Here is a 22647-nt window from a genome sequence, read left to right on the forward strand (position 1 = left end):
GGAGGAATGGAAATGAAATTCGATAAATATTTAAAATTGGGAATTGGTTTAGCTTTAAGTGCTACAGTACTAGCCGCTTGTGGAAACTCAGATGCAGAAGAAATAGTGGAAGAGTCGAGTGCCGGAGTTGAGGCAACGGGTGAGTTGGCTTCGATGACGGATGAAGAAATTACGTTACGTTTTGCTTCGTGGGAAAATCCAGAGTTACAACAACATCTAGCAAAAGATTTCATGGAAAAATATCCTAATATTACGGTAGAACTTGTGACAGTTGACCAAGAAAACTGGAATGATGGTTTAACAAACTTAGCCAATACTGGAAGCCTACCCGATGTATTTTGGTATCAAGGAAATGTCGATGTTCCAATTGTGAATGGTTGGCTAGGTGATATGACAGAACAATGGGAAGCGGATCCTGAGTCTGCTGAAGTCTTAACAACCTTGCAAGAAACAGGATATATCGATAATGAAAGAAAAATGGCCGCTGCCGTATTTTATCAGCCTTTTACTGTTTTCTTAGATGAAAATGTATTTAATAAACTAAATGTTGAGATGCCTAGTCAAGACTGGAAGTATTCAGAAATGATTGACTTAATGAAGAAAATGACGGTTCCTGAACAAGAGATTTTTGGATACAATGATTATACGAAGTTAGTGACAATGGGACCAATTGTTCAAGCAGACGCGATCGGTGAGTTCGGTTGGGATGGCGAAAAATTCGATATGACAACTTACTGGGCAGAATCAATGACACAACAAGCAGAATTAGTTCGTACAGGAGTTCATGCACCATTTTTTGATACAGATGAAGCAGAAGCTGCTTTTGGCGATCGTTTGTTATGGGCGGCTAGTACTGGACGTATTGCAACGCAACTAGACGCGTGGTGGACGAAAGATTTGTTTGCAACAGATGAATTTGTTGATAAAGGAATTAAGTGGGTACCATATCCAGTTCCACAAGGAGACAATGCTACGACTAGTAATAAACCAGGCTTTGTTGATTTTGGAAGCGTATCCTCGGCTACGGAATATCCAAGAGAAGCATATGAATTACTCAAATTTATGGGTTGGGGTAAAGATGGATGGAATTCTCGACTAGAAGCCTATAAAACGTTGACAAATGATGATGGTTCCAAATTATTTACTTACCCATCAGGATTACCTTTAACCCAGGATCAAGCCATCTGGGATGCTGTTGCGGCAGAATTGCCTGATAATGACTATTACAAAAATTATTTGGAGTATGTTAAAGAACCAATCCCATTAGGTGGAGCTGTGATTCCAGGATTCCAAACATTTTTAGAAGAAGTTTATTTTGGTGGCGAATATGGCGATGTTGAAGCAGCCATTATTGCTGGAACAGTTAATGCTTCCGATATTGCAGCGGAGTTAACGGAGAAACTAAATCAATATTACGAAGAGGCGATGGCAGAAATATTTTAGTCGATTAGTTTTACCCATATGGTAAATCTCTTACTTGTAGTTTAAAAATTAGATGACTAATCTAACGGAATATCGCTAGGTTAGTCATTTTTATGAAGGAATCTATGAAAGGTGGATAGCCATGAAACCAAAAAAGTCTGTTTTAAATTTTTTGATTCTAATACTCATTTTTTTGACAGCTTGTGACACGAATCAACCATCAGAATCATTGATTACGCCACCTGAATTTAAGAATGTAGCAGTTCATGATCCATCGATTATTGAAGTAGATGAGTCATTTTATATCATCGGGTCACATTTACAAGCTGCAAAAAGTGAAGATTTATTGAAGTGGGATTTAATTTCGAAAAGTGTAAAAGAAAATTCTTTTTTTGAAGATATTCAGGCTGAATTTAAAGAGGAGTTTGAATACGCCCAAACGGATACTTTCTGGGCATCGGATATTATCCAACTAAAAGACGGAAGATATTACATGTATTATTGCTTATGTCGAGGAGACTCTCCTTTAGCGGTGTTAGGTGTCGCAATAGCAGAGAATATTGAAGGGCCTTATAAAAAAGAGGAGTCATTTTTATACTCCGGTACTTCTCCACAATTTGGAGAGGTATACGATGCCACAAAACATCCGAATGTGATTGACCCACATGTTTTTTATGATAATTCTGGAAAACTTTGGATGGTGTATGGTTCTTATTCGGGTGGAATTTATATTCTAGAAATGGATGATACCACAGGATTACCATTAGATCGGCAATCATATGGCAAGAAGTTGATGGGAGGAAATCATAGTCGAATTGAAGGACCATACATTATTTATAATCCGACAACAGAATATTATTACTTATTTGTCTCGTTTGGTGGTTTAGATTCTACGGGGGGATATAACATGCGTGTCTCTCGTTCAAAAAATCCAGATGGACCTTATGAGGATATCGAAAAACAATCGATGGAGAAAGTTAAAGGCGGATTTAATACTTTTTTTGATGATGTAAGCATTGCACCATACGGTAATAAAATTATGGGGAATTTTACATATGAACAAAATAATGGGATGACGCATGAAGGGTACGTTTCGGCTGGCCACAATTCAGTTTATTATGATGAGATAACAGGACAATATTATTTAATTTTTCATACACGATTTCCCAACCGTGGTGAGAATTATGGTGTCCGTGTGCATCAGCTCTATTTCACTGATGATGGATGGCCAATTGTAAATCCGCTTCGATATTCTGGTGAAGAAAATGAAAATATATCAAAAAAACAAGTTAAAGGATTCTATAACGTGCTTGCAACGACTAAAGAGATTACTGAATCAATTTCGGAACCTTCACTTGTAGAATTTAAATCAAATGGGAAAATTAAAGGCGATTATGATGGTGAGTGGCAATTTAAAGAGAAAGGGGAAAGTTCCTATATTACTATTGAAGATACGAAATACAAGGGTAAATTTGTAGAAAGTTGGGATGAAACACAAGAAAGAATAGTTCTGACATTTACAGGAGTATCAGAGACGGGACTGCCTATTTTTATAATTGAAACAGATCATAATAAAGAGGAGTAGCATTGAATGTTACTTTCATAGATAGAACGCTTAAAAATCAGCTCTAAAAAGGATCAAATCTATTTATTAAGAAGAATTTTGTATAGATAGGATTCAATTAGATTAAGGATGTCAGTACATTAGATAGGAAATTGAATGATTCAACTCAAAGTAATAAAAGTAAGGAACCATTCAGTTGTTTATTATGACGTGTTTCTGCTTTTAGGACAGATGTCGTGATTGTTTTAAAACAGTATAGAGATCAATAACAATAAGCCAATTATTAGTCAGAATATTTACGAACATTGAATGTTTTAAAATTAATACTATTGACTGAGGGTGGAAAAATGACAAAAACGTCTAGTTATTTTGTTTTTGAGCAACATGAAAAGCATCGAAATGGTAAATTGATAGATTGTTATAGAGATAAAAATGATACGATTTCGTATACGGTATCAAAAAAAAAGACAGAATTAACGATCTCAATTTGTAATGATTCGTTAACCTCGTCAGAAGAATTAACATTTTCTCTAGAAGGGGTACCGCGTTTAAAAGAAGCAAATTATATTGTAGATGAGGACATTGAGGGATACAATCATGTTCATTATCCTAAAACAATGTCTAAACTGGATTTTACAAACTACGAAATCACAGGTAATCGAATTTACATTACCGTTCCGGCAATGTCGATCATAATATTAAGGTTGGAGGTGTAAGCATGAGTTGCAAAGGATGTGACATTAAGGAGGAGGCTGCATTATTTGATGTCGAAGCGCTGATTGCTGAGCAATTAAGTGTTGAAGTGGATCTAGTATCTGAAGAAATACTCGTACAGCGCCTTCAAAAATGTGAACAGTGCCCCTTTAAATCTAACCATACTTGTACAAAATGTGGTTGTTTTTATAAATTCCGAGCAAATTTAGCCATAAAAAATTGTCCGAATGGTCAATGGTAAGTAAATAAACGAGGTGAATAAGTTGATAAATGCTAAAAATGGTGTACATGATCCTACGATTATACAAGTAGAGGATAAGTACTATCTTGTATCCACGGATACGCAACAACCACTGACACAAGGTGTTCCTATCCGTAGTTCTAATGATCTGATTAATTGGACATTTGAGAAGACAGCTTTAAATGGAGTACCTGAAGGAGCCAGTACATGGTCTTCAGCAGAAGGATTATGGGCACCAGAAATAATATACGTTAATAAAGAATATCGCATGTATTATTCTGCTTCCACTTTTGGAAGTACGACATCCATGATTGGTCTAGCTTGCTCTGATCATCCTCTAGGTGAGTGGCATGATAGAGGAGAAGTGATCAAAACAAATGCTGAAATAGCAAATCATAACGCGATCGATGCGAATATTTGTTATGACGAAGAAGGTCACTCTTGGATGGTTTATGGTTCGTTTTTTGGTGGTATTTACCTTGTTCAACTAGATCACGAGACGGGAAAGTGTTTAAGGGAAAATGACTACGGAAAGTGTCTTGCGCTTCGGCCACAATCAGTCGAAGGCGCGATAGAGGGCCCTTATATTATTTATAATAAGAAAAGTAACTATTACTATTTATTCGTCTCGTTTGATTCATTAAATGACAGTTATAATATTCGAGTAGCGCGCTCTCGTAAAATTGATGGCCCTTATATTGATAGAAACGGCCGTTCTATGCTCGATATCCAAAGTGATCCTACCGAAATTGGAACGAAACTATTAGGTAGTTATCAGTGGATAGATGAAAACCCATTATATGGACCTGGTCATAATTCTATTTTTACGGATAAAAAAAATCAACAAGAATTTATAGTGCATCATATTCGGCGAACTCCTAGTACCGCAGATTTTTTCATGCAAATCCGATCACTGTTTTGGTTGGAGGATGGTTGGCCAGTTGTGGGGGCCACAGAATTTGACGGATCCGTTCAACGGATAGATGACAAAAGTGAACAGATTAGTGGACAATGGCAAATAATTCTGTTTAACAACCAATCGGAAGTGGTAAAAGCAAAACGGATGGTTATTGAAAATGGAAAGTTATATGATGAAATATGCAAAGAGGTATCTGATTTACATAGAAATATGATTTTTTATGAAACGTCACAAGGTGAAACATGCTTGACAGGAAGAACATTGAATGGTGCTGCAATAATAGGAAGGAAGATGAGTCAATGACCCTCGCAATGACACCACCCAAAGGCTGGAATAGTTGGGATGCTTATGGCGCTTCGGTAAATGAAGAGGAGGTACTCCGTAATGCTCGAATAATGGCTGATAAATTACAAAAATATGGCTGGGAATATATTGTGGTGGATATTCAGTGGTATGAGCCGCAAGCGAATTCATCAAGATATCATGATTTTTATCCGTTAGTCATGGATCAGTATAGTCGCTTATTACCCGCAGAAAATCGATTTCCAAGTGCTCAAAAAAATCTTGGTTTTAAGCCTTTAGCAGATGAAATCCATCGATTAGGGTTAAAGTTTGGGATTCACATCATGAGAGGAATTCCAAGAGAAGCTGTTCACAAAAATATGGCAATTAAAGGGACCAAAAAAACAGCACGAGACATCGCGTTAAATAATATTTGTCCCTGGAATTCAGACATGTATGGTGTCAATGTTGATTTGCCAGAAGGACAACTGTATTATGACTCCTTATTAGAATTATATGCCAGTTGGGGTGTTGATTTTATTAAGGTGGATGATATTGCAGACTCAAAAATTTATGGGTGTTCACATCGCAAAGAAATTCAAGCGATTCAAAAAGCGATTCAAAAAACAAATCGCGAAATTGTATTATCACTATCACCAGGTCCAGCCCATATCGAAGAAGGTCCTTTTTTACAAGATCAAGCCAACATGTGGCGTTTAACAGATGACTTTTGGGATCAATGGCCGCAACTATATCAGATGTTTGATAAATGCAGGGAATGGTCAGCGTTTATTCAGCCAGGTAGCTGGCCGGACTGCGACATGTTACCACTTGGTCATATTGGCATACGATCAGTTGATGGTGGCGCAAGTGACCGATATACGCGTTTTACAAAAAGTGAGCAGCGGACGATGATGACGCTGTGGTCGATTTTTCAGTCTCCTTTAATGTACGGAGGAGAATTAGCTGATTTAGATCCCTGGACTGAATCGCTACTAACAAATCCTGCAGTCAATCAGATGCATGGAACTTTAACATATCAGACAGAAATCTTTCGTGATCAAAAATGGATTGTATGGTGCGGTAAATCATCCGATAAAATATACTATGCCATTTTCAATGTTAGCGAAGAAGAAAGAAATGTCCCCTTACAGATAATTGATAAAGTATTAACTAAGAGAAGGTACCTGGACTTATGGGAAAATCAATTCATAGAAAAAGAAGTGATTTTGATTGAATCCCATGATTGTATCTTATTAGAAGAGGTGATTTAACGTGCAAGAGTTACCATTAAAACAAGTCGTGCTTACAGATTATTTTTGGCGCTATTATCAAGAATTAATTAAAGAAACGATTATTCCGTATCAGTATGATGTGCTAAATGATGCACTTGATATTGAAGTGGAAGCGGAAAGAAAAGATGACTATTTACCAAAAGGCAAAAGTCATGCGTTAGAAAATTTCCGGATTACAGCTGGTAAAACGCAAGGGGAGCACTTTGGTTGGTTTTTCCAAGATAGTGATGTCTATAAATGGATTGAGGCAACGTCCTATGTTCTTGTCAAACAAAGGGATACCGTGCTTGAAGGACTTGTAGATGAAGTGATTAACTTAATTGGAAGTGCTCAAGAAGAGGATGGTTACTTAAATACGTATTTTCAATTAAAATATCCAGAGTTAAAATATCGTCAACTATATTTTAGCCATGAACTTTATTGTGCGGGACATCTCATCGAGGCAGCCATTGCTTATGATCAGGCCACTGGTAAAAAAGAATTACTTGCGATTGCGTTAAAGTTGGTCGGAAATATCGAACAGTATTTTGGTGAAGAAGAAGGAAAAATTCAAGGAGCAGATGGTCATCAAGAGATAGAACTCGCCTTAGGTCGACTCTATGAACATACCGGAGAAGAAAAATATTTAACATTAGCAGCCTTTTTTATTGAGGTTCGAGGAAAAGATCCGTTGTTTTATGAAAAAGAGATTACCCAAAATATCGCGGATGGATTAACGACAGATAATCCGAATGTTGATTTACTCTATTTACAAGCCTATGATCAGCCTAAAAATCAACAAACTGCACAAGGGCACGCTGTCCGAATGTTGTATATGGCTGCTAGTATGGCAAAAATTGCCAATTTCCAACAAGACGAAAAGCTACTTCAAGCATGCCTAGCTATCTGGGAAAATATTACAACAAAGAAAATGTACGTAACGGGTGGTGTTGGTTCAACTGTTCATGGAGAAGCGTTTACGAGTGATTACGATTTACCAAATGATACTATGTACTGTGAGACTTGTGCGTCGATTGCGTTGGTTTATTTTGCTTATGAACTATACAAGATAGAACCTAAGACAGAATATTTTGAAGTCATAGAGCGAGCGATATATAACGGTATTTTATCGGGTGCTTCAGTCGATGGCACTCATTTTTTCTATGTCAATCCTTTAGAAGTTCAACCAGAAAGCTGCCACCATAATCCTGGAAAAGGACATGTGAAAACCCAGCGGCCAGACTGGCTAGGATGCGCTTGTTGCCCACCGAACTTCGCCCGCTTAATTGGTTCCATTGGGAAATATATTTATAATCAATCTGAAAAAGGATTGTGGGTGAATTTATTTATTGGTAGTCAATTAAAGGGAGAATATTTTTCAATTGTTCAACAAACGAATTTCCCTTATGAAAATCAAGTGAAAATTTATTATGAAGGTGTCAAACAAAACGTCCATATTCGTATTCCTAAATGGTTACAAAATTTAACGGTGACAGGAATTGATGATTACGACTTAAACGAAGGATACTTACGTTTTGAAGCCTATCCTCAAATGGCGCTCGTTCTAACATTTGATCAACCCATCTTATCGATTAGCAGTAATCCTAAAGTCTCAGGTAATATGAATAAAATCAGTATACAAAGAGGACCTTTTATTTATTGTGCGGAAAGCATTGATAATGAAATAGATTTACATCAATATTTTATTAAAACCAAAAACATCTCCAAAGGAGTCGTTTCTCAAACGTCTGAGATATTGAATCAAACACTCACAATAGAAGTTCAGGCTAAAAAACAACAATCATGGACAGAAAACGTATTGTATCAATATAATCAAGACGTCATTTTCGAATCAAAAAGTTTAAAACTCATTCCATATCACTTATGGGGAAATCGAGGAGAAACCGAAATGCGAGTTTGGTTGAATTGTTAGAAGTAAAGTGACTATCGATCATAGCATAGTATGAACACACCAAAAAAGGATGTTTCATCTCCTTTTTTGGTGTGTTTTAGTTGTGTAGCCAATGTCTTAGTACTAATTTGTTTTTTGTCGATATTCAGAGGGAGACATACCCTGTTTTTTTTTGAATAAAAAACTAAAGTAGTTAGGATCATTGTAGCCAATTCGCATAGTAATCTCTGTTAATCGCAAATTTGTTTCGGTTAAAAGCCGTTTAGCATGATTAATTCGTTGCTCTGTCAAGTAATCAATGAATGTTTTCCCCATTGATTGAGAAAAGATAGTACTGAAGTGTGATGGACTAAGAGCAACCTCTTCTGCGACCATGTTTAACGAAATATCAGGATTTGTAAAATTCTTATCAATAAATTGTATTGCGTGGTCGATGAGTTTATTGTGTCTATTTATTGAAGGAGAGATTTTAAGTTGAATAAAATAATGAATAAATCTTTCTAATGTTTCTTGATAAAGTTGATAGTCATTGGCCAATAGAACTAGATGTCTTAAATCACTTAAATTTTGAATGACTTCTTCAGGGAACTCTTCTTTTTTTTGAGCAATATTTTTTAATTCGACTAAAATGAAAAAACGATACATCACTGTCTGCTCGGGTGTTTCTTGTATGGTAAGTAACTTATTAACGAGTTCTGTTTGATTTTCGATTGTTAATTCGACTAATTCTTTTTGAATATCAATGTCTATAGGGGGACCAATAAGTTTATCTTTGGTATTTTGACGGTCTTCATAGCTAATCACTTTTTGGTGCTGCGAAAATGGAGAAGAAGTCAGTTGGGTTTTAGCAATTTCGAAACTGAGAGGGATTTCACTCATTCGATCAACTACAGAACCGATAGAAACGGTCATACTACCAGTTTCTTCATTTTTGAATTCATGAATTAAAATTTGACTTACTTGATAAGCAGTAGATAATACTTCTTTTTTGGTATCGGATAATATTAAGAATTTGATGAAACGTGAAGAGCTACTAGAATATAATAAGCGACTATCATTTTGAAAGAAAATATTTAATTCTTTGCCGAATTGTGTATAGTCGTCAAAATTATGTTTATATTTACTACGTGCAAGAAGTACAGCGATTTTCTTTCCAATAAAAGAACAACCAATTTCTTCTGTTTTTTTAAGAGCATCTGCCAGTGCTAATTCTCCTTTAAAAAGACCATTTAGTAAGTGATTTCTTTTCAGATCTAAAATGATGTCCATTTTAGGCGTTTGCTCTTCTAAGACTTCTTTTTGTTTGTCCAACATAGAGACAATTTTTTCTAGTGATTCTTTTAAATCATGCGGTTTAATTGGTTTTAACAAGTAATCATCTATTTGAACTTGTATTCCTGCTTTGGCATATTCAAATTCATCAAAACCACTAATATAAATGATTCGAACGTTAGGTAATATTTTTCGTGCTTCCTTTGAAAAAGCCACGCCATCCATAAAAGGCATTTTAATGTCGGTTAAAATAATATCGGGTTTTAAATCAATAATCGACGCTAAAGCCATTTCGCCATCACCCGCTTCTCCACAATAAGTGATAGATAACTGATTACTTATCATTAAAATATGATTGCGAAGCGTATCGCGAATACGAGGCTCATCTTCAACGATAAATACTTTATACATAATATGGTATACCTTCTTTCTTTTTTGGTACGGTTAAAATCGTAATGGTACCTTGGTTATGGGTGCTTTTTATTTTAATCGAAGCTTCCTTCCCATAGTAAAGTAAAAGTCTTTTATTAACATTATAGAGGCCATAACCAGTACTAAAATCAGAGTCAATCCCTTTGTTTAATTCCTGTTGAACTTCTGAAAGTCGTTCTGGTGTCATGCCGATGCCATTATCTTCAATCATAAAAGTCATGTTTGTAGGGTTATTTTGACTAGTTACTTGAATATGTCCGATACGACGAACGAGTTTTGTACCATGGTAAACAGCGTTCTCAATCAAAGGTTGTAGAATCATTTTAAGGATAGGTTCGTTTAATATTTCTTGGTTGATATCAATTGAGAACGTTAACATCTCTCCATATCTTATTTTTAAAATGGTTAAATAATCTGAAATATGTTTGAGTTCCCGTTCGACAAAAATCCAATCTTTTCCTTTACTCAATGAAATCCTAAAAAAATCAGATAGAGCGTAGGTCATATCAGAAGCAAGAGGGTATTGCTTTTGATCAATTAAAGAAATAATTGTGTCTAAACTATTATATATAAAATGAGGAGTTATTTGTGCTTGGAGAACCCTTACTTCACTTTGTGCCAAATAATATTGTTTTAATGCATTTTCTTCTAGTAAGTGATGAAGGTCTTCAGCCATCTGATTAAGACTCTTGGTTAACATATCAAGTTCAACGGTATCTGGAATATCTGCACGAAATGATAAATTGCCATGTGCTAACTCTTCCGCCATTGTAATTAGTTGATAGATGGGTTGTTCTATTTTCTCATGGATAGTCTGTTTGTTTTTTTTAACCGAATAAATAATTAGTAAAATAATTAGAAATTCAAGAGCTGTTAATAAGATGAGTGACCGAATCATTTCTCTATGACGAATACTTGCAACATTGATTTCAACGCTTACAAAATCCTTTAATCGATCAATAAGGAGTCGGGTAAGAGAGTCAACATCGTTCATAATCTCTTCATTAGCTGTAACAGAATCGCCAGCTTCAATATTATCTAATATTTTTTTTTCGTAATCTTTAATCGTATCAATAATACTAATAGCAACATTCAGTGCCCCTATTTCTGTCGGAGAACTTGTATTCGATTTGATCTGATTAATATCGAATTGAACGTCAGATAGCACATTACCAATTTGATAACTTTTTACTGATCGTATGCCAAATACGACGTCCCACATCTCTTCTAAAACCTCTTGATCAACTTTACCCACAATCATATTCGCTTCTTCGATGTTCGTAAATGTCCGTTGATAAACGTAGATTTGTCTTGAATAAAGGATAATACTAGAAAGTAAAGGGATGATTGCTAGTATTAGCATCAATTTATTGGATTTAGCGATAATTTGTTTAATACTAAGATTTGCTTTCATCTGTTCTCCTTAATAGTTTCTGGTAGGAATATTTTCTATATTTTGTTCTGTGAACACCGTTTCGTAAATATAGATATCTTTTGGAATCACTTTGCCATCATAAAAATTTGAAAAGTATCGATTAACAATGTTAGCAACGTCAAAGCCAACTTCGGGGTTACACTCGACAACACTATTGACGATGCCTTTTTTTAATTTTTCAATCATATCAGCTTGTGCGTCAATGGTTACAATAATGATATCTTTGCCAGGGATTAAATCGGTCTGCTCAATTGCTTCGAGGGCCCCATGTGTCATTTCATCATTGTGGCTGAAAATAACGTCAATGTCTTCTAGTGAATGATTATTGATATAATCATCCAGTTGATCTTTTCCTTTCATACGAATGAAGTCACCAAATAACACATCTGTTACTTTCATTCGTTCATCACGAGCAATCCATTCTCTAAACCCCTCTGAGCGTAAAATAGTAGGAGAAGTTTCTTTTAAACCCGATAATTCTAAAATATTGATGGTATCAGTCTCGACATTTGAAAAGTAATTATGGACAAAAATACCGGCGCGATGACCTTCAGCTTTAAAACTTGGTCCGATATGAGTTAAGTATAAATCTTGATCGGCCACTTTTATATGGCGATCGACGATGATAACCGGGATATTTGCTTGTTTTGCTTCAGTTAAGACAGTTTCCCATCCGGTTTCTGTTAACGGCGTAAAGATAATTAAATCGACTTTATAAGATATAAACGTTCGAATATCTTGTATTTGTCGTTCTTGATTCATGAATCCATTACGATACAGAACTTGATAGTTGTTTTTTTCTAGTTCATTAACAATCGAATTAGTATGTGCTTTTCTCCAGTTGCTTTCTGTCCCTGATTGAGAAAAACCAATAATCAGTGGTTGTTCAGTTTCTTGATTTTGAGTTGAACAACTTGTTAGCATCAAAAACAGTCCACATAAAAAAAGTATTTTAAGCGTTTTCAATTCAAAGCACCTCCGTTCTAATAAAACGATACTTTTATTGTACCAAATTATTTAATGAAAGCGCATGTTATATCGCGTTATTTTTTTTAAATCCTTGAATTCCTCGTTTTTTGTTGTATCTAGCTTTAAAAATTCCTCCTCTAAATGACTCCTAAAAAAATTAAAGCTTACAATCAGAAAAAAATTATAGTTATTCGTAAAAAAATCAAGATAACTGAACCAATATTTTTTTCCAAATAAATTCAAAGGAATTAGAATAAAACAATCAATGTTAACGCTTTCTTTAAAAGGTATACTGTAGTTGTCAACATAACTAAAACAAATGGAGGAATTCAAATGAAACTTCAAATGAAGAAAATGGTATTAGTTGCAACGACACTATTAGCCGGTGTTGCTTTAGCTGCTTGTAGTAGTGCGGAAGGAAGTAGTAGTGGCGGATCTGGTGATAAAGGATATATTGGAATTGCGATGCCAACAAAATCTGCTGAGCGTTGGATTGGCGATGGAAATAACATGGTGGAAGAATTAGAAAAATTAGGTTACAAAACTGATTTACAATATGGAGAAGATAAAGTAGAGAATCAAGTGGCACAAATTGAAAATATGATTACTAAAGGGGTAGATACACTCGTAATTGCCTCAATCGATGGCTCAGCATTGACGGATGTCTTACAAAAAGCCAAAGATGAAGAAATTAAAGTGATTGCCTACGACCGTTTACTGATGAATTCTGAAAATGTCGATTATTATGCTACATTTGATAACTTTGGTGTAGGGGTGTTACAAGCTTCATATATTGAAGAAAAATTAAAATTAAAAGAAGGCGAAGGGCCATTTACGATTGAACTATTTGGTGGTTCACCGGACGATAACAACGCATTAATTAACTATAATGGTGTAATGTCAGTTCTACAACCTTATTTTGATAACGGTCAATTGGTTGTTCCTTCTGGACAGACTAGTTTCAATCAAATTGCTACTCTACGTTGGGATGGTTCTACTGCGCAAGCTCGTATGGATAATTTGTTGAGTGCGAACTATACAGATAAAACGTTGGACGCAGTTTTATCACCATACGACCCGATTAGTTTAGGAATTATTTCTTCATTAAAAGGAGTAGGATATGGCTCTTCTGATAAACCTTTACCTGTTATTACAGGCCAAGATGCAACAGTAGCAGGAGTGAAATCAATTATTGCGGGTGAACAAACGCAGACTATCTTTAAAGATACAAGAGTATTGGCAAAAAATACGATTGATATGATTGAAGCCATCTACAATGAGGAAGAAGTTCCTGTAAATGATACTGAAACGTATGACAATAGTGTTAAGGTAATTCCTACATACCTTGCGAATCCTGTTTCTGTTGACTTAGAAAACTATAAAGTTGAATTAATCGATACTGATTATTATACGGAAGATGATTTGAAATAAGGCATAGCACAGTAGGTAGAAATCAATTGATTTCTACCTACTGTGCCTATCAAAAGAGAATGATATAGGTACTTCCGGGAAATGCGGGAATTTATGGAAGAAAGGATGTTCAAGTATGACTGATATTATATTAGAAATGAAAAATATTGGAAAGCAATTCTCCGGTGTTAAGGCATTAGATAAAGTAAATTTAAGGATAAATCGTGGTGAAATACATGCTCTATGTGGGGAAAACGGGGCTGGAAAGTCAACGTTAATGAATGTATTAAGTGGCCTTTACCCTTATGGAAGCTATACTGGTGATATTATTTACGACGGAGAAGTTTGTCAGTACAAAGATTTAAGAGATAGTGAACGTGAAGGTATTGTTATTATTCATCAAGAATTAGCACTTAGCCCTTATTTATCTATTAAAGAAAATATTTTTCTAGGAAATGAACAAAGTAAGTATGGCGTGATTGATTGGGATTTAACAGAGAAAAAAACGGAAAGTCTATTAAAAAAAGTAGGCTTACATATTGATCCGAATCTTTTGATTTCACAAATTGGAGTTGGTCAACAACAACTCGTTGAAATCGCTAAGGCATTTGCGAAATCGGTAAAGTTATTAATACTTGATGAACCGACTGCAGCGTTGAACGAAGAAGAAAGTGCGAACTTACTGGAATTAATAAAGGAATTCAGAGAACAAGGGATAACCTCTATCATTATTTCTCATAAACTAAATGAAATTGTGAGTGTTGCCGATCGTATTACAATTTTACGAGATGGTCAAACGATTGAAACCCTAGAAAACGATGATATCAGCGAAGAAAGAATTATCCGTGGTATGGTTGGACGCGATCTAACGAACCGCTATCCTGACAGATATCCAAATATTGGAGAAATTTATTTTGAAGTGAAGGATTGGACCGTGTATCATCCAACGAATGCCACGCGTTTGATGAGCAAAAATATCAACCTTAACATAAGACGGGGTGAAATCGTCGGAATCGCAGGGCTAATGGGTGCTGGGAGAACAGAATTTGCAATGAGCGTTTTTGGTCACTCATATGGTAGTAAAATTACTGGAACGGTATATAAAGATGGAAAAGAAATTTCAGTGAGAAATGTTCCAACTGCTGTAGAAAATGGTCTCGCCTATGTCTCAGAAGACCGAAAAGCTTTAGGATTAAACCTTTTAATGGATATTCGTGAAAATACAACGATTGCTAGCTTGAATCGGATTAGCAAAAGCGGGATTCTAGATAAAGAAAAAGAAATAAATAAGGCAGAAGAATATCGTAAAAAAATGAGAACCAAGACAAGTTCGATTTTTCAAAATGTGGGTAGTCTCAGCGGAGGGAACCAACAAAAAGTTGTCCTTTCCAAATGGCTTATGACAGAACCTGACGTATTATTTTTAGATGAACCTACAAGAGGAATTGATGTGGGGGCTAAATACGAAATTTATACAATTATTGAAGAAATGGCTGCCAGTGGGAAAGCTATTTGTATCATCTCTTCAGAACTACCGGAAATTATTGGAATGTGTGATCGTATTTATACCATGAATGATGGGCAAATCACAGGAGAAGTCCTTCGAGAAGATGCTACACAAGAATTGTTAATGAATCTAATGACTTTGGAAAAAAAGGAGATGGCGTAAGATGGAAAACACAACAAAATTAGCTGAGGAAAAAAAGAAATTTTCATTTAAAGATAAAATAAATGATCTTTTTAGACGCTATAGTATGGTGATTATTTTAGTAGCATTGTTAATCGCATTTCAATTGATGACGGATGGGATCTTTTGGAGACCATTAAATATTACAAACTTAGTGTTACAAAACAGTCATATTTTAGTCTTAGCGGCTGGAATGTTACTCGTTGTGTTACTTGGACATGTTGATTTATCAGTTGGTTCAGTAATGGCTTTTGTCGGAGCACTGGCCGGGTTATTAATGGTTAATTATAATATGAGTCCATGGCTAGCCGTTCCATTATGTATTTTAATGGGTGCTTTAATTGGTGCATGGCAAGGTTTTTGGGTAGCATACGTGGAAATACCTGCGTTTATTGTGACTCTAGCGGGTTTATTAATGTTTAGAGGATTGACGCAAGTCTTATTAGGAGGTCAGTCATTAGCACCTTTCCCAGAAATCTTCCAAAAAATTTCTACAGGTTATTTACCTGATATTACTGAAGGTAGTTCATTACATCTTGTATCGATGATGATAGGGATTATTATCGCTCTTACTTTAATATTCAGTCAATGGAAATCCAGAGAACGCCGCAAGAAAAATTTATTTGAAATCGAATCGATGAATGCCTTTTTATTTAAGTCATTATTTATTAGTGTCGTGACGATTGGTGTGACTTATATTTTTGCATCTTACAAAGGTTATCCAATTATTTTGATTATTTTAGGAGTGATTGTTGCTGTTTATAGTTTCTTGACAAACAAAACAGTAGCGGGACGTCAAATATATGCTACGGGAGGTAATAAAAAAGCTGCGCAACTCTCTGGTATTAAAACGAAAAAAATAACCTTTTGGGTATTTGTTAACATGGGAGCGATGGCTGCTTTGGCAGGTTTAATTTTGGCAGCACGCTTAAATGCAGCAACACCACAGGCAGGAACATCAATGGAACTTGATGCCATGGCTGCAGTTTATTTTGGAGGCGCATCTACCTCAGGTGGAATTGGAACTATTATGGGAGCAATCATTGGTGGTTTAGTAATGGGTGTTTTAAATAATGGAATGTCTATATTGGGAATTGGGGTCGATTGGCAACAAGCTATTAAAGGATTGATCCTCTTATTAGCAGTTGTCCTTGATATTTATAATAAGAAGAAAAAAGTAGCATAAATTATTTTTTAGTTTGACAGAAAGTATTAATAAATATTTCTGTTATACAATAATAATTCGTAAAATATCCCATCTTCATTTGAGTAAGTATCTTCTCAAATGAAGGTGGGAATTCTATTTAAAAGGATTATTTATCTATTCTTATTGCGATAATAAAATGAGGTTCTGCGATGATATTCATTTTTTATTTTCTACAAAATACGAAACAGGTGTTGGTTATATTTGATAATCTGTTTAACCATAGAAATTAAGATTGTTTTTTGCTTTTACACTTTCACTTTGAAGCATTTCTCCATTCGCAGAAGAAATAGTTGATGGGAGGTTTAATGTTAAATGCTGGTGCTGATTTCCTGTGTTTATAGCTTTCAAGTAGTAAACCTTGTTATCTTCATTTGATAGATAAATAAGCATTTTTTGTAAGCGTCATCTTTCTTATAACTATCTTATAATTTCCCTGTTATACTAATCTTATCAAACAAAAAGGTGAGGTGGCGAAGGTGACAAGCAATTTATTAGTGATACATGGTGGTGGACCAACAGCTGTATTAAATGCTTCGTTGTACGGGGTGATTACCAAAGCGAGTCAATCAGAAAAGATTCATAAGGTATATGGTGCAAAAAATGGAACGGGTGGTTTGTTAAGAGAAGAATTACTTGATTTGACGAACCGAACACCAGAAATGCTGAATACACTGTTAACCTCACCTGGAACCGCTATTGGGACGTCCAGAGATGCGCTCGAAGAAAAAGATTATCGGAAAATGATTGCTATTTTAAAGAAATTTGAGATTAAGTACGTATTATTCAATGGTGGTAATGGTACGATGGATACTTGTGGGAAATTATTTCAATTATGTCAGAAAGAAGCAGTCGATATTCAAGTCATCGGGATTCCGAAAACAATGGATAATGATATTGGCGTGACGGATCATTGTCCGGGATATGCGAGTGCGGCCCGCTATATAGCCCAAAGTGTCAAAGAGGTTTGCTGCGATGTGAAAAGTTTAGCGACTCGAATTGTCATCATTGAAGCCTCTGGAAGAAATGCTGGTTGGGTTGCTGCAGCGAGTGCGCTGGCCGATGAATCGGGTGTCTATGCACCAGAACTCATTTATTTACCGGAAGTTCCTTTTGATGAAAATCGATTTTTAGCGGATGTGAAACAGAAGCTTCAAGTAAAAAAAGGGTTTGTGATTGTCGTGAGTGAAGGCTTGCGGGATGCTACTGGAAAACCAATTGGACAATCGGGTGAGCATTCTACCGGACGAGCTGCCCAATTTGGCGGTGTGAGTTTTTATTTAGCGGATTTAATTACACAAAAAGTTGGCTATCGAGCGCGGGCAGAAAAACCAGGACTTTTAGGTCGTGCATCGATTGCTTTACAAAGTGAAGTTGATGTAAAAGAAGCCATTCTAGTTGGAGTAGAAGCCGTGCAAGCCATTACGCAAGGGCAAACAGGAAAAATGGTTGCCTTGCAAAGACAAGCTTTACCGACGTACCAAATCGAAACCGTTCTAGTGCCACTTGAAGAGGTCATGTTAATTGAAAAGAAATTACCGGCATCGTTTATTAATGAAACAAATAATGGTGTGACTCCGGCCTTTATTCAGTGGTGTAAACCATTAATCGGATCGGATTTACCAGCGATGACTTCGTGGAATTGAGCAATCTAAAAAAAGCGTAACGTTTTATAGTGCCCCCAAAAAAATTAGACCTAAAAATCTGGGAGCGGTACTGTTTTAGTGCTCTATTTATACGTTTGGTCTCCGGGTAGGATAATTTCTTGAATCAGCATTATTTATAGTATCTAAATTAGTATTGGGCATAACCACATTCAACTTCCGTTATGATTAAACTTGAAGAATCGTGTCAAAAGTACTTCTCTTTTCGAAGTGCTTTTTTTATTTGTCTAATTATTAGTTGAAATCGCTTTCTTTTTTTGACAAGAAAAACCTTGATAAACGTTGATAAATCAGCGTTTTACTAGTAATCAAAAAATACACATTGAAGAGAACGAGTAAAAACCGTATGATGAAAACGTATTCAAAACGTGTTTGTTTGAAGGGGGAAATTAAAAATGGAAGTTAGTATGAATCGAAAACAGAGTAAAGGAGAAGAGCGCAAAAAGAAACTAATCGCAAGTCGTCAACTGTACGTCTTTATCTTACCAGCGTTCTTAGCCTTCTTTATCTTCTCATATATTCCAATGTATGGCGTCATGATTGCTTTTAAAGATTATATTCCGACATTAGGTGTGTGGGGGAGTCCGTGGGTCGGATTCAAACATTTTCAACGCTTTTTTGATTCCTATTATTTTTGGGACTTATTAAAAAATACGATTGGCATTAGTGTCTATTCATTAGTCGTTGGGTTTCCTTTACCTATTATTTTAGCACTTGCTTTAAATGAAATTAAAGATGGCCCATTAAAGAAATTCTCGCAAACGGTTACATACGCGCCGAACTTTATTTCAACGGTTGTAATGGTTGGGATGATTTTAGCTTTCTTAAATCCCTCAACAGGGATTATCAACCACGTTGTGCAATTTTTCGGGATGGAACCAATCGCCTTTATGGAAGATCCCCGTTGGTTTAAAACGGTGTATGTCTTATCAGGTGTTTGGCAAGGAACCGGTTGGGGTTCTGTGATTTATCTCGCAGCGTTAGCGGGCGTTGATACCCAGTTACATGAAGCGGCCGTCGTGGATGGTGCAACACGCTTACAACGCATTTGGCACATTAACTTACCAACGATTCGTCCAACAATGGTGATTTTATTAATCATGAACGTCGGATCGGTGATGAACTTAGGATATGAAAAAATCTTACTAATGCAAAACCCGTTAAACATGGAATCTTCAAACGTGATTGCCACGTTTGTGTACCAACAAGGGTTATTAGAAGCACAATATAGTTATGCGGCAGCTGTTGGTTTGTTTAACTCAGCGATTAATGCGATCTTAATGATTTCCGTGAACAAAATTGCTTCGAAGCTTGGCGAGTCGAGCTTATTCTAGAAAAGGAGGACCATAAGAGATGAATAATCGTTTAGTGAAAGACACCAAAGCCGATAAAGTTTTTATGATTTTTAACTACATTTATATTATCTTAGCCGTGGGTATCGTATTGTATCCCCTGGTTTATATTATCAGTGCCTCGATTAGTGATCCCCAATATGTGAATTCGGGAGAAATGTGGTTGTTCCCGAAAGGAATTACCTTAGAAGGCTACAAAACGATTTTAGCTAACAATAGCATTTGGCGTGGCTATTTAAATACCATTTACTACACAGCGTTAGGGACAACCATTAACTTGTTAGTGACGTTGCCGGCAGCCTATGCCTTATCGCGTCCAGACTTTTATGGACACAAAACCTTTACAACGTTCTTATTAATTACGATGTTTGTCAGCGGTGGGTTAATTCCGACGTACTTAGTGATTAAAAACTTAGGCATGTTAAATACCGTTTGGGCGTTAGTCTTACCAGGTGCGGCTTCTGTTTATAACATTGTTGTAACCCGTACGTTCTTCCAAAGTACGATTCCACGAGAGATGGAAGAAGCAGCTATTATCGATGGCTGTTCCGACTTTAAATTATTCATGAAGATCGTGTTACCGCTTTCGACACCAATCATTGCCGTAATGGCGTTGTTTTATGGGGTCGGCCACTGGAATGGTTTCTTCAGTGCTTTGATTTATTTATCTGATAAAGCAATGTACCCATTACAAATGGTCTTACGTGAAATCTTAGTCTTGCAAGATATGTCCTCAAACTCAATTGGTGGCACAATGACCGGTGAAATGGCCGAGTTACTGTATTCGAAACAACAACTGGCAGCCGTCATTAAATATGGTGTCATGATTGTTTCCACATTACCAATCATTATGATTTATCCATTCCTACAAAAGTATTTTGTTAAAGGAATGATGGTAGGTTCTGTTAAAGGGTAAAAAAGCATCATCAATTCGTTTAAAACGGCGTCAGCCGATTTAATAAAAATTTTTTTCGAAGGGGAGAAAGAAATGAAAAAAACAAACGTATTAGTAGGCTTACTTGCATGTGGTGTGTTACTTGCTGCATGTGGAAGCGGGGGCAACACCGACGGGAGTGGAAATGCAAGCAACGGTTCTGACAATAGTGGAATCGAGCTAGGTACAGTAGGAGAATTTCCTGTCGTAAAAGAAACACTTTCAATGACCATGATGGGTCCTGGAACCGGGATGGCTGAATGGAAAGACATGGCTGTTTTCCAATCAATGGCTGAAAAAACAAATATTGATTTAACCTTTACGACACCACCAAGTGCTGACTTTGCGACAAAACTAAACTTAGCATTCGCAAGTGGGGATTTACCAGATATTTTATTCGGTACCGATACGAATTCACTGACACCAGCGATGGAAATGGATTATGGAAATCAAGGGATTTTAGTTCCTTTAGAAGATCTGATTCAAGAAAATATGCCGAACTTCAGTAAAATCTTAGAAGAAAATCCAGATATCGCAAAATCAATTACGACACCAGATGGACATATCTATTCCTTGCCAATGATTCACCGTGGCGAAACCGCCATTTGGCCTCGTGGTCCACTTTGGTATAACGGCGAATGGTTAGAAGCATTAGATGTGAAAGAACTTCCAAAAACAACGGATGAATTCTATGACTTACTCGTTCGCTTCCGTGATGAAGATCCAAACGGCAATGGTAAGCAAGATGAAATTCCATTGACCGATGTGAAAATGGATTCAACTCGTCCATGGTTACTCGCAGCATTTGGACTAACGGATCGCACGATTGAAGAAATTGATGGCAAAGTTGTCTACGCGCCAATCACTGAAAATTATAAAGAATTTGTGACATATATGAATAAATTGTATTCTGAAAAATTACTCGATCCAGAAGTATACTCTCAAGCCGATGAGCAAAAGAAAGCGAAAGGTCAAAATAATCAAATCGGATTATTCCCAGACTGGTTCTCCTTCTTTACGACTGGCAGAACAGAAAAAGAGTCTGTAATGGATCCAATGTTCTACCCATTAACTTCAGAAATTAATCCAGACCGTATTTCACCAGCAAGTACTCGTTTAGGTCGTGCCACTTTTGCCATTACAAGTGATAATCCTTCACCAGCAGCAGCATTACGTTGGGTCGATTACTTCTATTCTCCAGAAGGAAATGATTTCCTAAGTGTAGGACCAGAAGGCACATTCTGGGAATATGCTGAAAATGATAAAGGCGAACAAGTTCGTGTCTTTACTGAAGGTGTGGATTTAGAAAACACAGAAGAATCTCGTGCAAAAGTGACACCAAACTATGGTATTACGGTACCGACGATGGCATTCCCTGATAGTAAAGCCGATTTCCCACCAGTCATTGCCAATGCAAATGATGAAGTCGATACAACCTTTAATGACTTCTTAGCAGCAGAGACACAAGAAAAAATTGAACCATTTGCAAAAGTAACATTCCCACTATTGTACTTAACAACTGAAGAGTCTGATAAAGTACGCGATGTTGCGACAGACTTAAAAACGTATGTTGAGCAAATGGAAGCGAAATTTATCACAGGCGTAGAACCAATCGAGAACTGGGATAAATACGTTCAAACAATCGAAAGTATGGGTGTAGAAGACTACGTAGCGATTCATCAACAAGCATACGATCGTTGGGCAAGTACTGAGTGATAACCGTAATCAAGCAGTAGTCTAATAATTCGATGAATAGCCAAAGACTCTATAGAAAGCGCACGAAGTCGGTGCCTGCTATAGAGTCTTTTTTTATCAGTGCTACTAAACGTGGAAGAAAAATCCAGCTAGAAGATAGATTACGCCATTGGAAACGAATGTATTCTTTGGGATAATAAAATAGTCTAGTTAGCGACTTTGTTTATTAATAGAAGCTTTTTAACGAAATGCAATAAAAATGAAA

The 22647-nt window shown here is 36.2% G+C and carries 17 protein-coding genes; 14 read left to right on the forward strand and 3 right to left on the reverse strand.

Annotated features, from left to right (window positions below):
• Window positions 1-12: 12 nt before the first annotated feature.
• The 7 genes from IGI68_RS05440 to IGI68_RS05470 all read left to right on the forward strand — a co-directional run bounded on the left by IGI68_RS05440 (window position 13) and on the right by IGI68_RS05470 (window position 8349).
• Window positions 13-1443, forward strand: a complete 1431-nt coding sequence (locus tag IGI68_RS05440; RefSeq protein ID WP_438731145.1) for an ABC transporter substrate-binding protein — start codon at window positions 13-15, stop codon at window positions 1441-1443.
• A gap of 121 nt (window positions 1444-1564) precedes the next feature.
• Window positions 1565-3007, forward strand: a complete 1443-nt coding sequence (locus IGI68_RS05445) for a glycoside hydrolase family 43 protein (protein ID WP_438731148.1) — start codon at window positions 1565-1567, stop codon at window positions 3005-3007.
• Window positions 3008-3291: 284 nt separating this feature from the next.
• The gene (locus tag IGI68_RS05450; protein ID WP_438731151.1) at window positions 3292-3702 is read left to right on the forward strand and encodes an alpha-L-arabinofuranosidase C-terminal domain-containing protein; all 411 of its coding nucleotides are present in this window, start codon (window positions 3292-3294) and stop codon (window positions 3700-3702) included.
• A gap of 2 nt (window positions 3703-3704) precedes the next feature.
• The gene (locus IGI68_RS05455) at window positions 3705-3941 is read left to right on the forward strand and encodes a DUF6171 family protein (RefSeq protein WP_438731154.1); all 237 of its coding nucleotides are present in this window, start codon (window positions 3705-3707) and stop codon (window positions 3939-3941) included.
• A gap of 13 nt (window positions 3942-3954) precedes the next feature.
• The gene (locus IGI68_RS05460) at window positions 3955-5163 is read left to right on the forward strand and encodes an arabinan endo-1,5-alpha-L-arabinosidase (RefSeq protein ID WP_438731157.1); all 1209 of its coding nucleotides are present in this window, start codon (window positions 3955-3957) and stop codon (window positions 5161-5163) included.
• Window positions 5160-6416, forward strand: a complete 1257-nt coding sequence (locus IGI68_RS05465) for an alpha-galactosidase (RefSeq protein ID WP_071874645.1) — start codon at window positions 5160-5162, stop codon at window positions 6414-6416. Before IGI68_RS05460 ends, IGI68_RS05465 begins: the two co-directional genes overlap by 4 nt.
• A 1-nt stretch (window position 6417) precedes the next feature.
• Complete coding sequence (locus IGI68_RS05470) at window positions 6418-8349, forward strand: glycoside hydrolase family 127 protein (protein ID WP_071874644.1); 1932 nt, start codon at window positions 6418-6420, stop codon at window positions 8347-8349.
• Window positions 8350-8451: 102 nt separating this feature from the next.
• Here IGI68_RS05470 and IGI68_RS05475 read toward each other — a convergent pair whose 3' ends face one another.
• The 3 genes from IGI68_RS05475 to IGI68_RS05485 are packed head-to-tail and all read right to left on the reverse strand — an operon-like array spanning window position 8452 to window position 12391.
• A complete protein-coding gene (locus tag IGI68_RS05475; RefSeq protein ID WP_071874643.1) occupies window positions 8452-10011 on the reverse strand; it encodes a response regulator transcription factor in 1560 nt (519 codons plus the stop codon).
• Window positions 10004-11446: a sensor histidine kinase gene (locus tag IGI68_RS05480; protein WP_071874642.1), complete on the reverse strand. Its 1443-nt coding sequence runs from the start codon at window positions 11444-11446 to the stop codon at window positions 10004-10006. Before IGI68_RS05480 ends, IGI68_RS05475 begins: the two co-directional genes overlap by 8 nt.
• Window positions 11447-11455: 9 nt before the next feature.
• Window positions 11456-12391: an ABC transporter substrate-binding protein gene (locus IGI68_RS05485; protein WP_071874742.1), complete on the reverse strand. Its 936-nt coding sequence runs from the start codon at window positions 12389-12391 to the stop codon at window positions 11456-11458.
• A gap of 378 nt (window positions 12392-12769) precedes the next feature.
• On the opposite strand from IGI68_RS05485, the gene chvE reads away from it, so the two are divergent.
• From chvE to IGI68_RS05520, 7 genes are all read left to right on the forward strand, one after another.
• A complete protein-coding gene (gene chvE / locus IGI68_RS05490; RefSeq protein WP_071874641.1) occupies window positions 12770-13867 on the forward strand; it encodes a multiple monosaccharide ABC transporter substrate-binding protein in 1098 nt (365 codons plus the stop codon).
• A 115-nt stretch (window positions 13868-13982) separates the two neighbouring features.
• Complete coding sequence (mmsA, locus tag IGI68_RS05495) at window positions 13983-15515, forward strand: multiple monosaccharide ABC transporter ATP-binding protein (RefSeq protein ID WP_438731164.1); 1533 nt, start codon at window positions 13983-13985, stop codon at window positions 15513-15515.
• A gap of 1 nt (window position 15516) precedes the next feature.
• Window positions 15517-16719 (forward strand): multiple monosaccharide ABC transporter permease, encoded by a 1203-nt coding sequence (mmsB, locus tag IGI68_RS05500; RefSeq protein ID WP_071874639.1) that lies wholly within the window; start codon window positions 15517-15519, stop codon window positions 16717-16719.
• Window positions 16720-17216: 497 nt separating this feature from the next.
• Window positions 17217-18383: a diphosphate--fructose-6-phosphate 1-phosphotransferase gene (locus tag IGI68_RS05505; RefSeq protein WP_438731167.1), complete on the forward strand. Its 1167-nt coding sequence runs from the start codon at window positions 17217-17219 to the stop codon at window positions 18381-18383.
• A gap of 413 nt (window positions 18384-18796) precedes the next feature.
• Window positions 18797-19735, forward strand: coding sequence for an ABC transporter permease (locus IGI68_RS05510; RefSeq protein WP_438731170.1), 939 nt, complete (start codon window positions 18797-18799; stop codon window positions 19733-19735).
• 19 nt (window positions 19736-19754) lie between these two features.
• A complete protein-coding gene (locus IGI68_RS05515; RefSeq protein WP_438731173.1) occupies window positions 19755-20669 on the forward strand; it encodes a carbohydrate ABC transporter permease in 915 nt (304 codons plus the stop codon).
• Between the two features lie 72 nt (window positions 20670-20741).
• Window positions 20742-22403, forward strand: coding sequence for an extracellular solute-binding protein (locus tag IGI68_RS05520; RefSeq protein ID WP_438731175.1), 1662 nt, complete (start codon window positions 20742-20744; stop codon window positions 22401-22403).
• Window positions 22404-22647 lie beyond the last annotated feature (244 nt).

The organism is Enterococcus sp. DIV1314a (assembly GCF_051713805.1).
Taxonomy (GTDB): Bacteria; Bacillota; Bacilli; order Lactobacillales; family Enterococcaceae; genus Enterococcus_I; species Enterococcus_I aquimarinus.

What these genes read in the sequence shown, in the direction of transcription:
- IGI68_RS05440 (WP_438731145.1), top strand. Translation starts at nt 13, where the DNA reads ATGAAATTCGATAAATATTTAAAATTGGGAATTGGTTTAGCTTTAAGT.
- IGI68_RS05445 (WP_438731148.1), top strand. Translation starts at nt 1,565, where the DNA reads ATGAAACCAAAAAAGTCTGTTTTAAATTTTTTGATTCTAATACTCATT.
- IGI68_RS05455 (WP_438731154.1), top strand. Translation starts at nt 3,705, where the DNA reads ATGAGTTGCAAAGGATGTGACATTAAGGAGGAGGCTGCATTATTTGAT.
- IGI68_RS05465 (WP_071874645.1), top strand. Translation starts at nt 5,160, where the DNA reads ATGACCCTCGCAATGACACCACCCAAAGGCTGGAATAGTTGGGATGCT.
- IGI68_RS05475 (WP_071874643.1), bottom strand. Translation starts at nt 10,011, where the DNA reads ATGTATAAAGTATTTATCGTTGAAGATGAGCCTCGTATTCGCGATACG.
- IGI68_RS05480 (WP_071874642.1), bottom strand. Translation starts at nt 11,446, where the DNA reads ATGAAAGCAAATCTTAGTATTAAACAAATTATCGCTAAATCCAATAAA.
- IGI68_RS05485 (WP_071874742.1), bottom strand. Translation starts at nt 12,391, where the DNA reads ATGCTAACAAGTTGTTCAACTCAAAATCAAGAAACTGAACAACCACTG.
- chvE (WP_071874641.1), top strand. Translation starts at nt 12,770, where the DNA reads ATGAAACTTCAAATGAAGAAAATGGTATTAGTTGCAACGACACTATTA.
- mmsA (WP_438731164.1), top strand. Translation starts at nt 13,983, where the DNA reads ATGACTGATATTATATTAGAAATGAAAAATATTGGAAAGCAATTCTCC.
- mmsB (WP_071874639.1), top strand. Translation starts at nt 15,517, where the DNA reads ATGGAAAACACAACAAAATTAGCTGAGGAAAAAAAGAAATTTTCATTT.
- IGI68_RS05510 (WP_438731170.1), top strand. Translation starts at nt 18,797, where the DNA reads ATGGAAGTTAGTATGAATCGAAAACAGAGTAAAGGAGAAGAGCGCAAA.
- IGI68_RS05515 (WP_438731173.1), top strand. Translation starts at nt 19,755, where the DNA reads ATGAATAATCGTTTAGTGAAAGACACCAAAGCCGATAAAGTTTTTATG.
- IGI68_RS05520 (WP_438731175.1), top strand. Translation starts at nt 20,742, where the DNA reads ATGAAAAAAACAAACGTATTAGTAGGCTTACTTGCATGTGGTGTGTTA.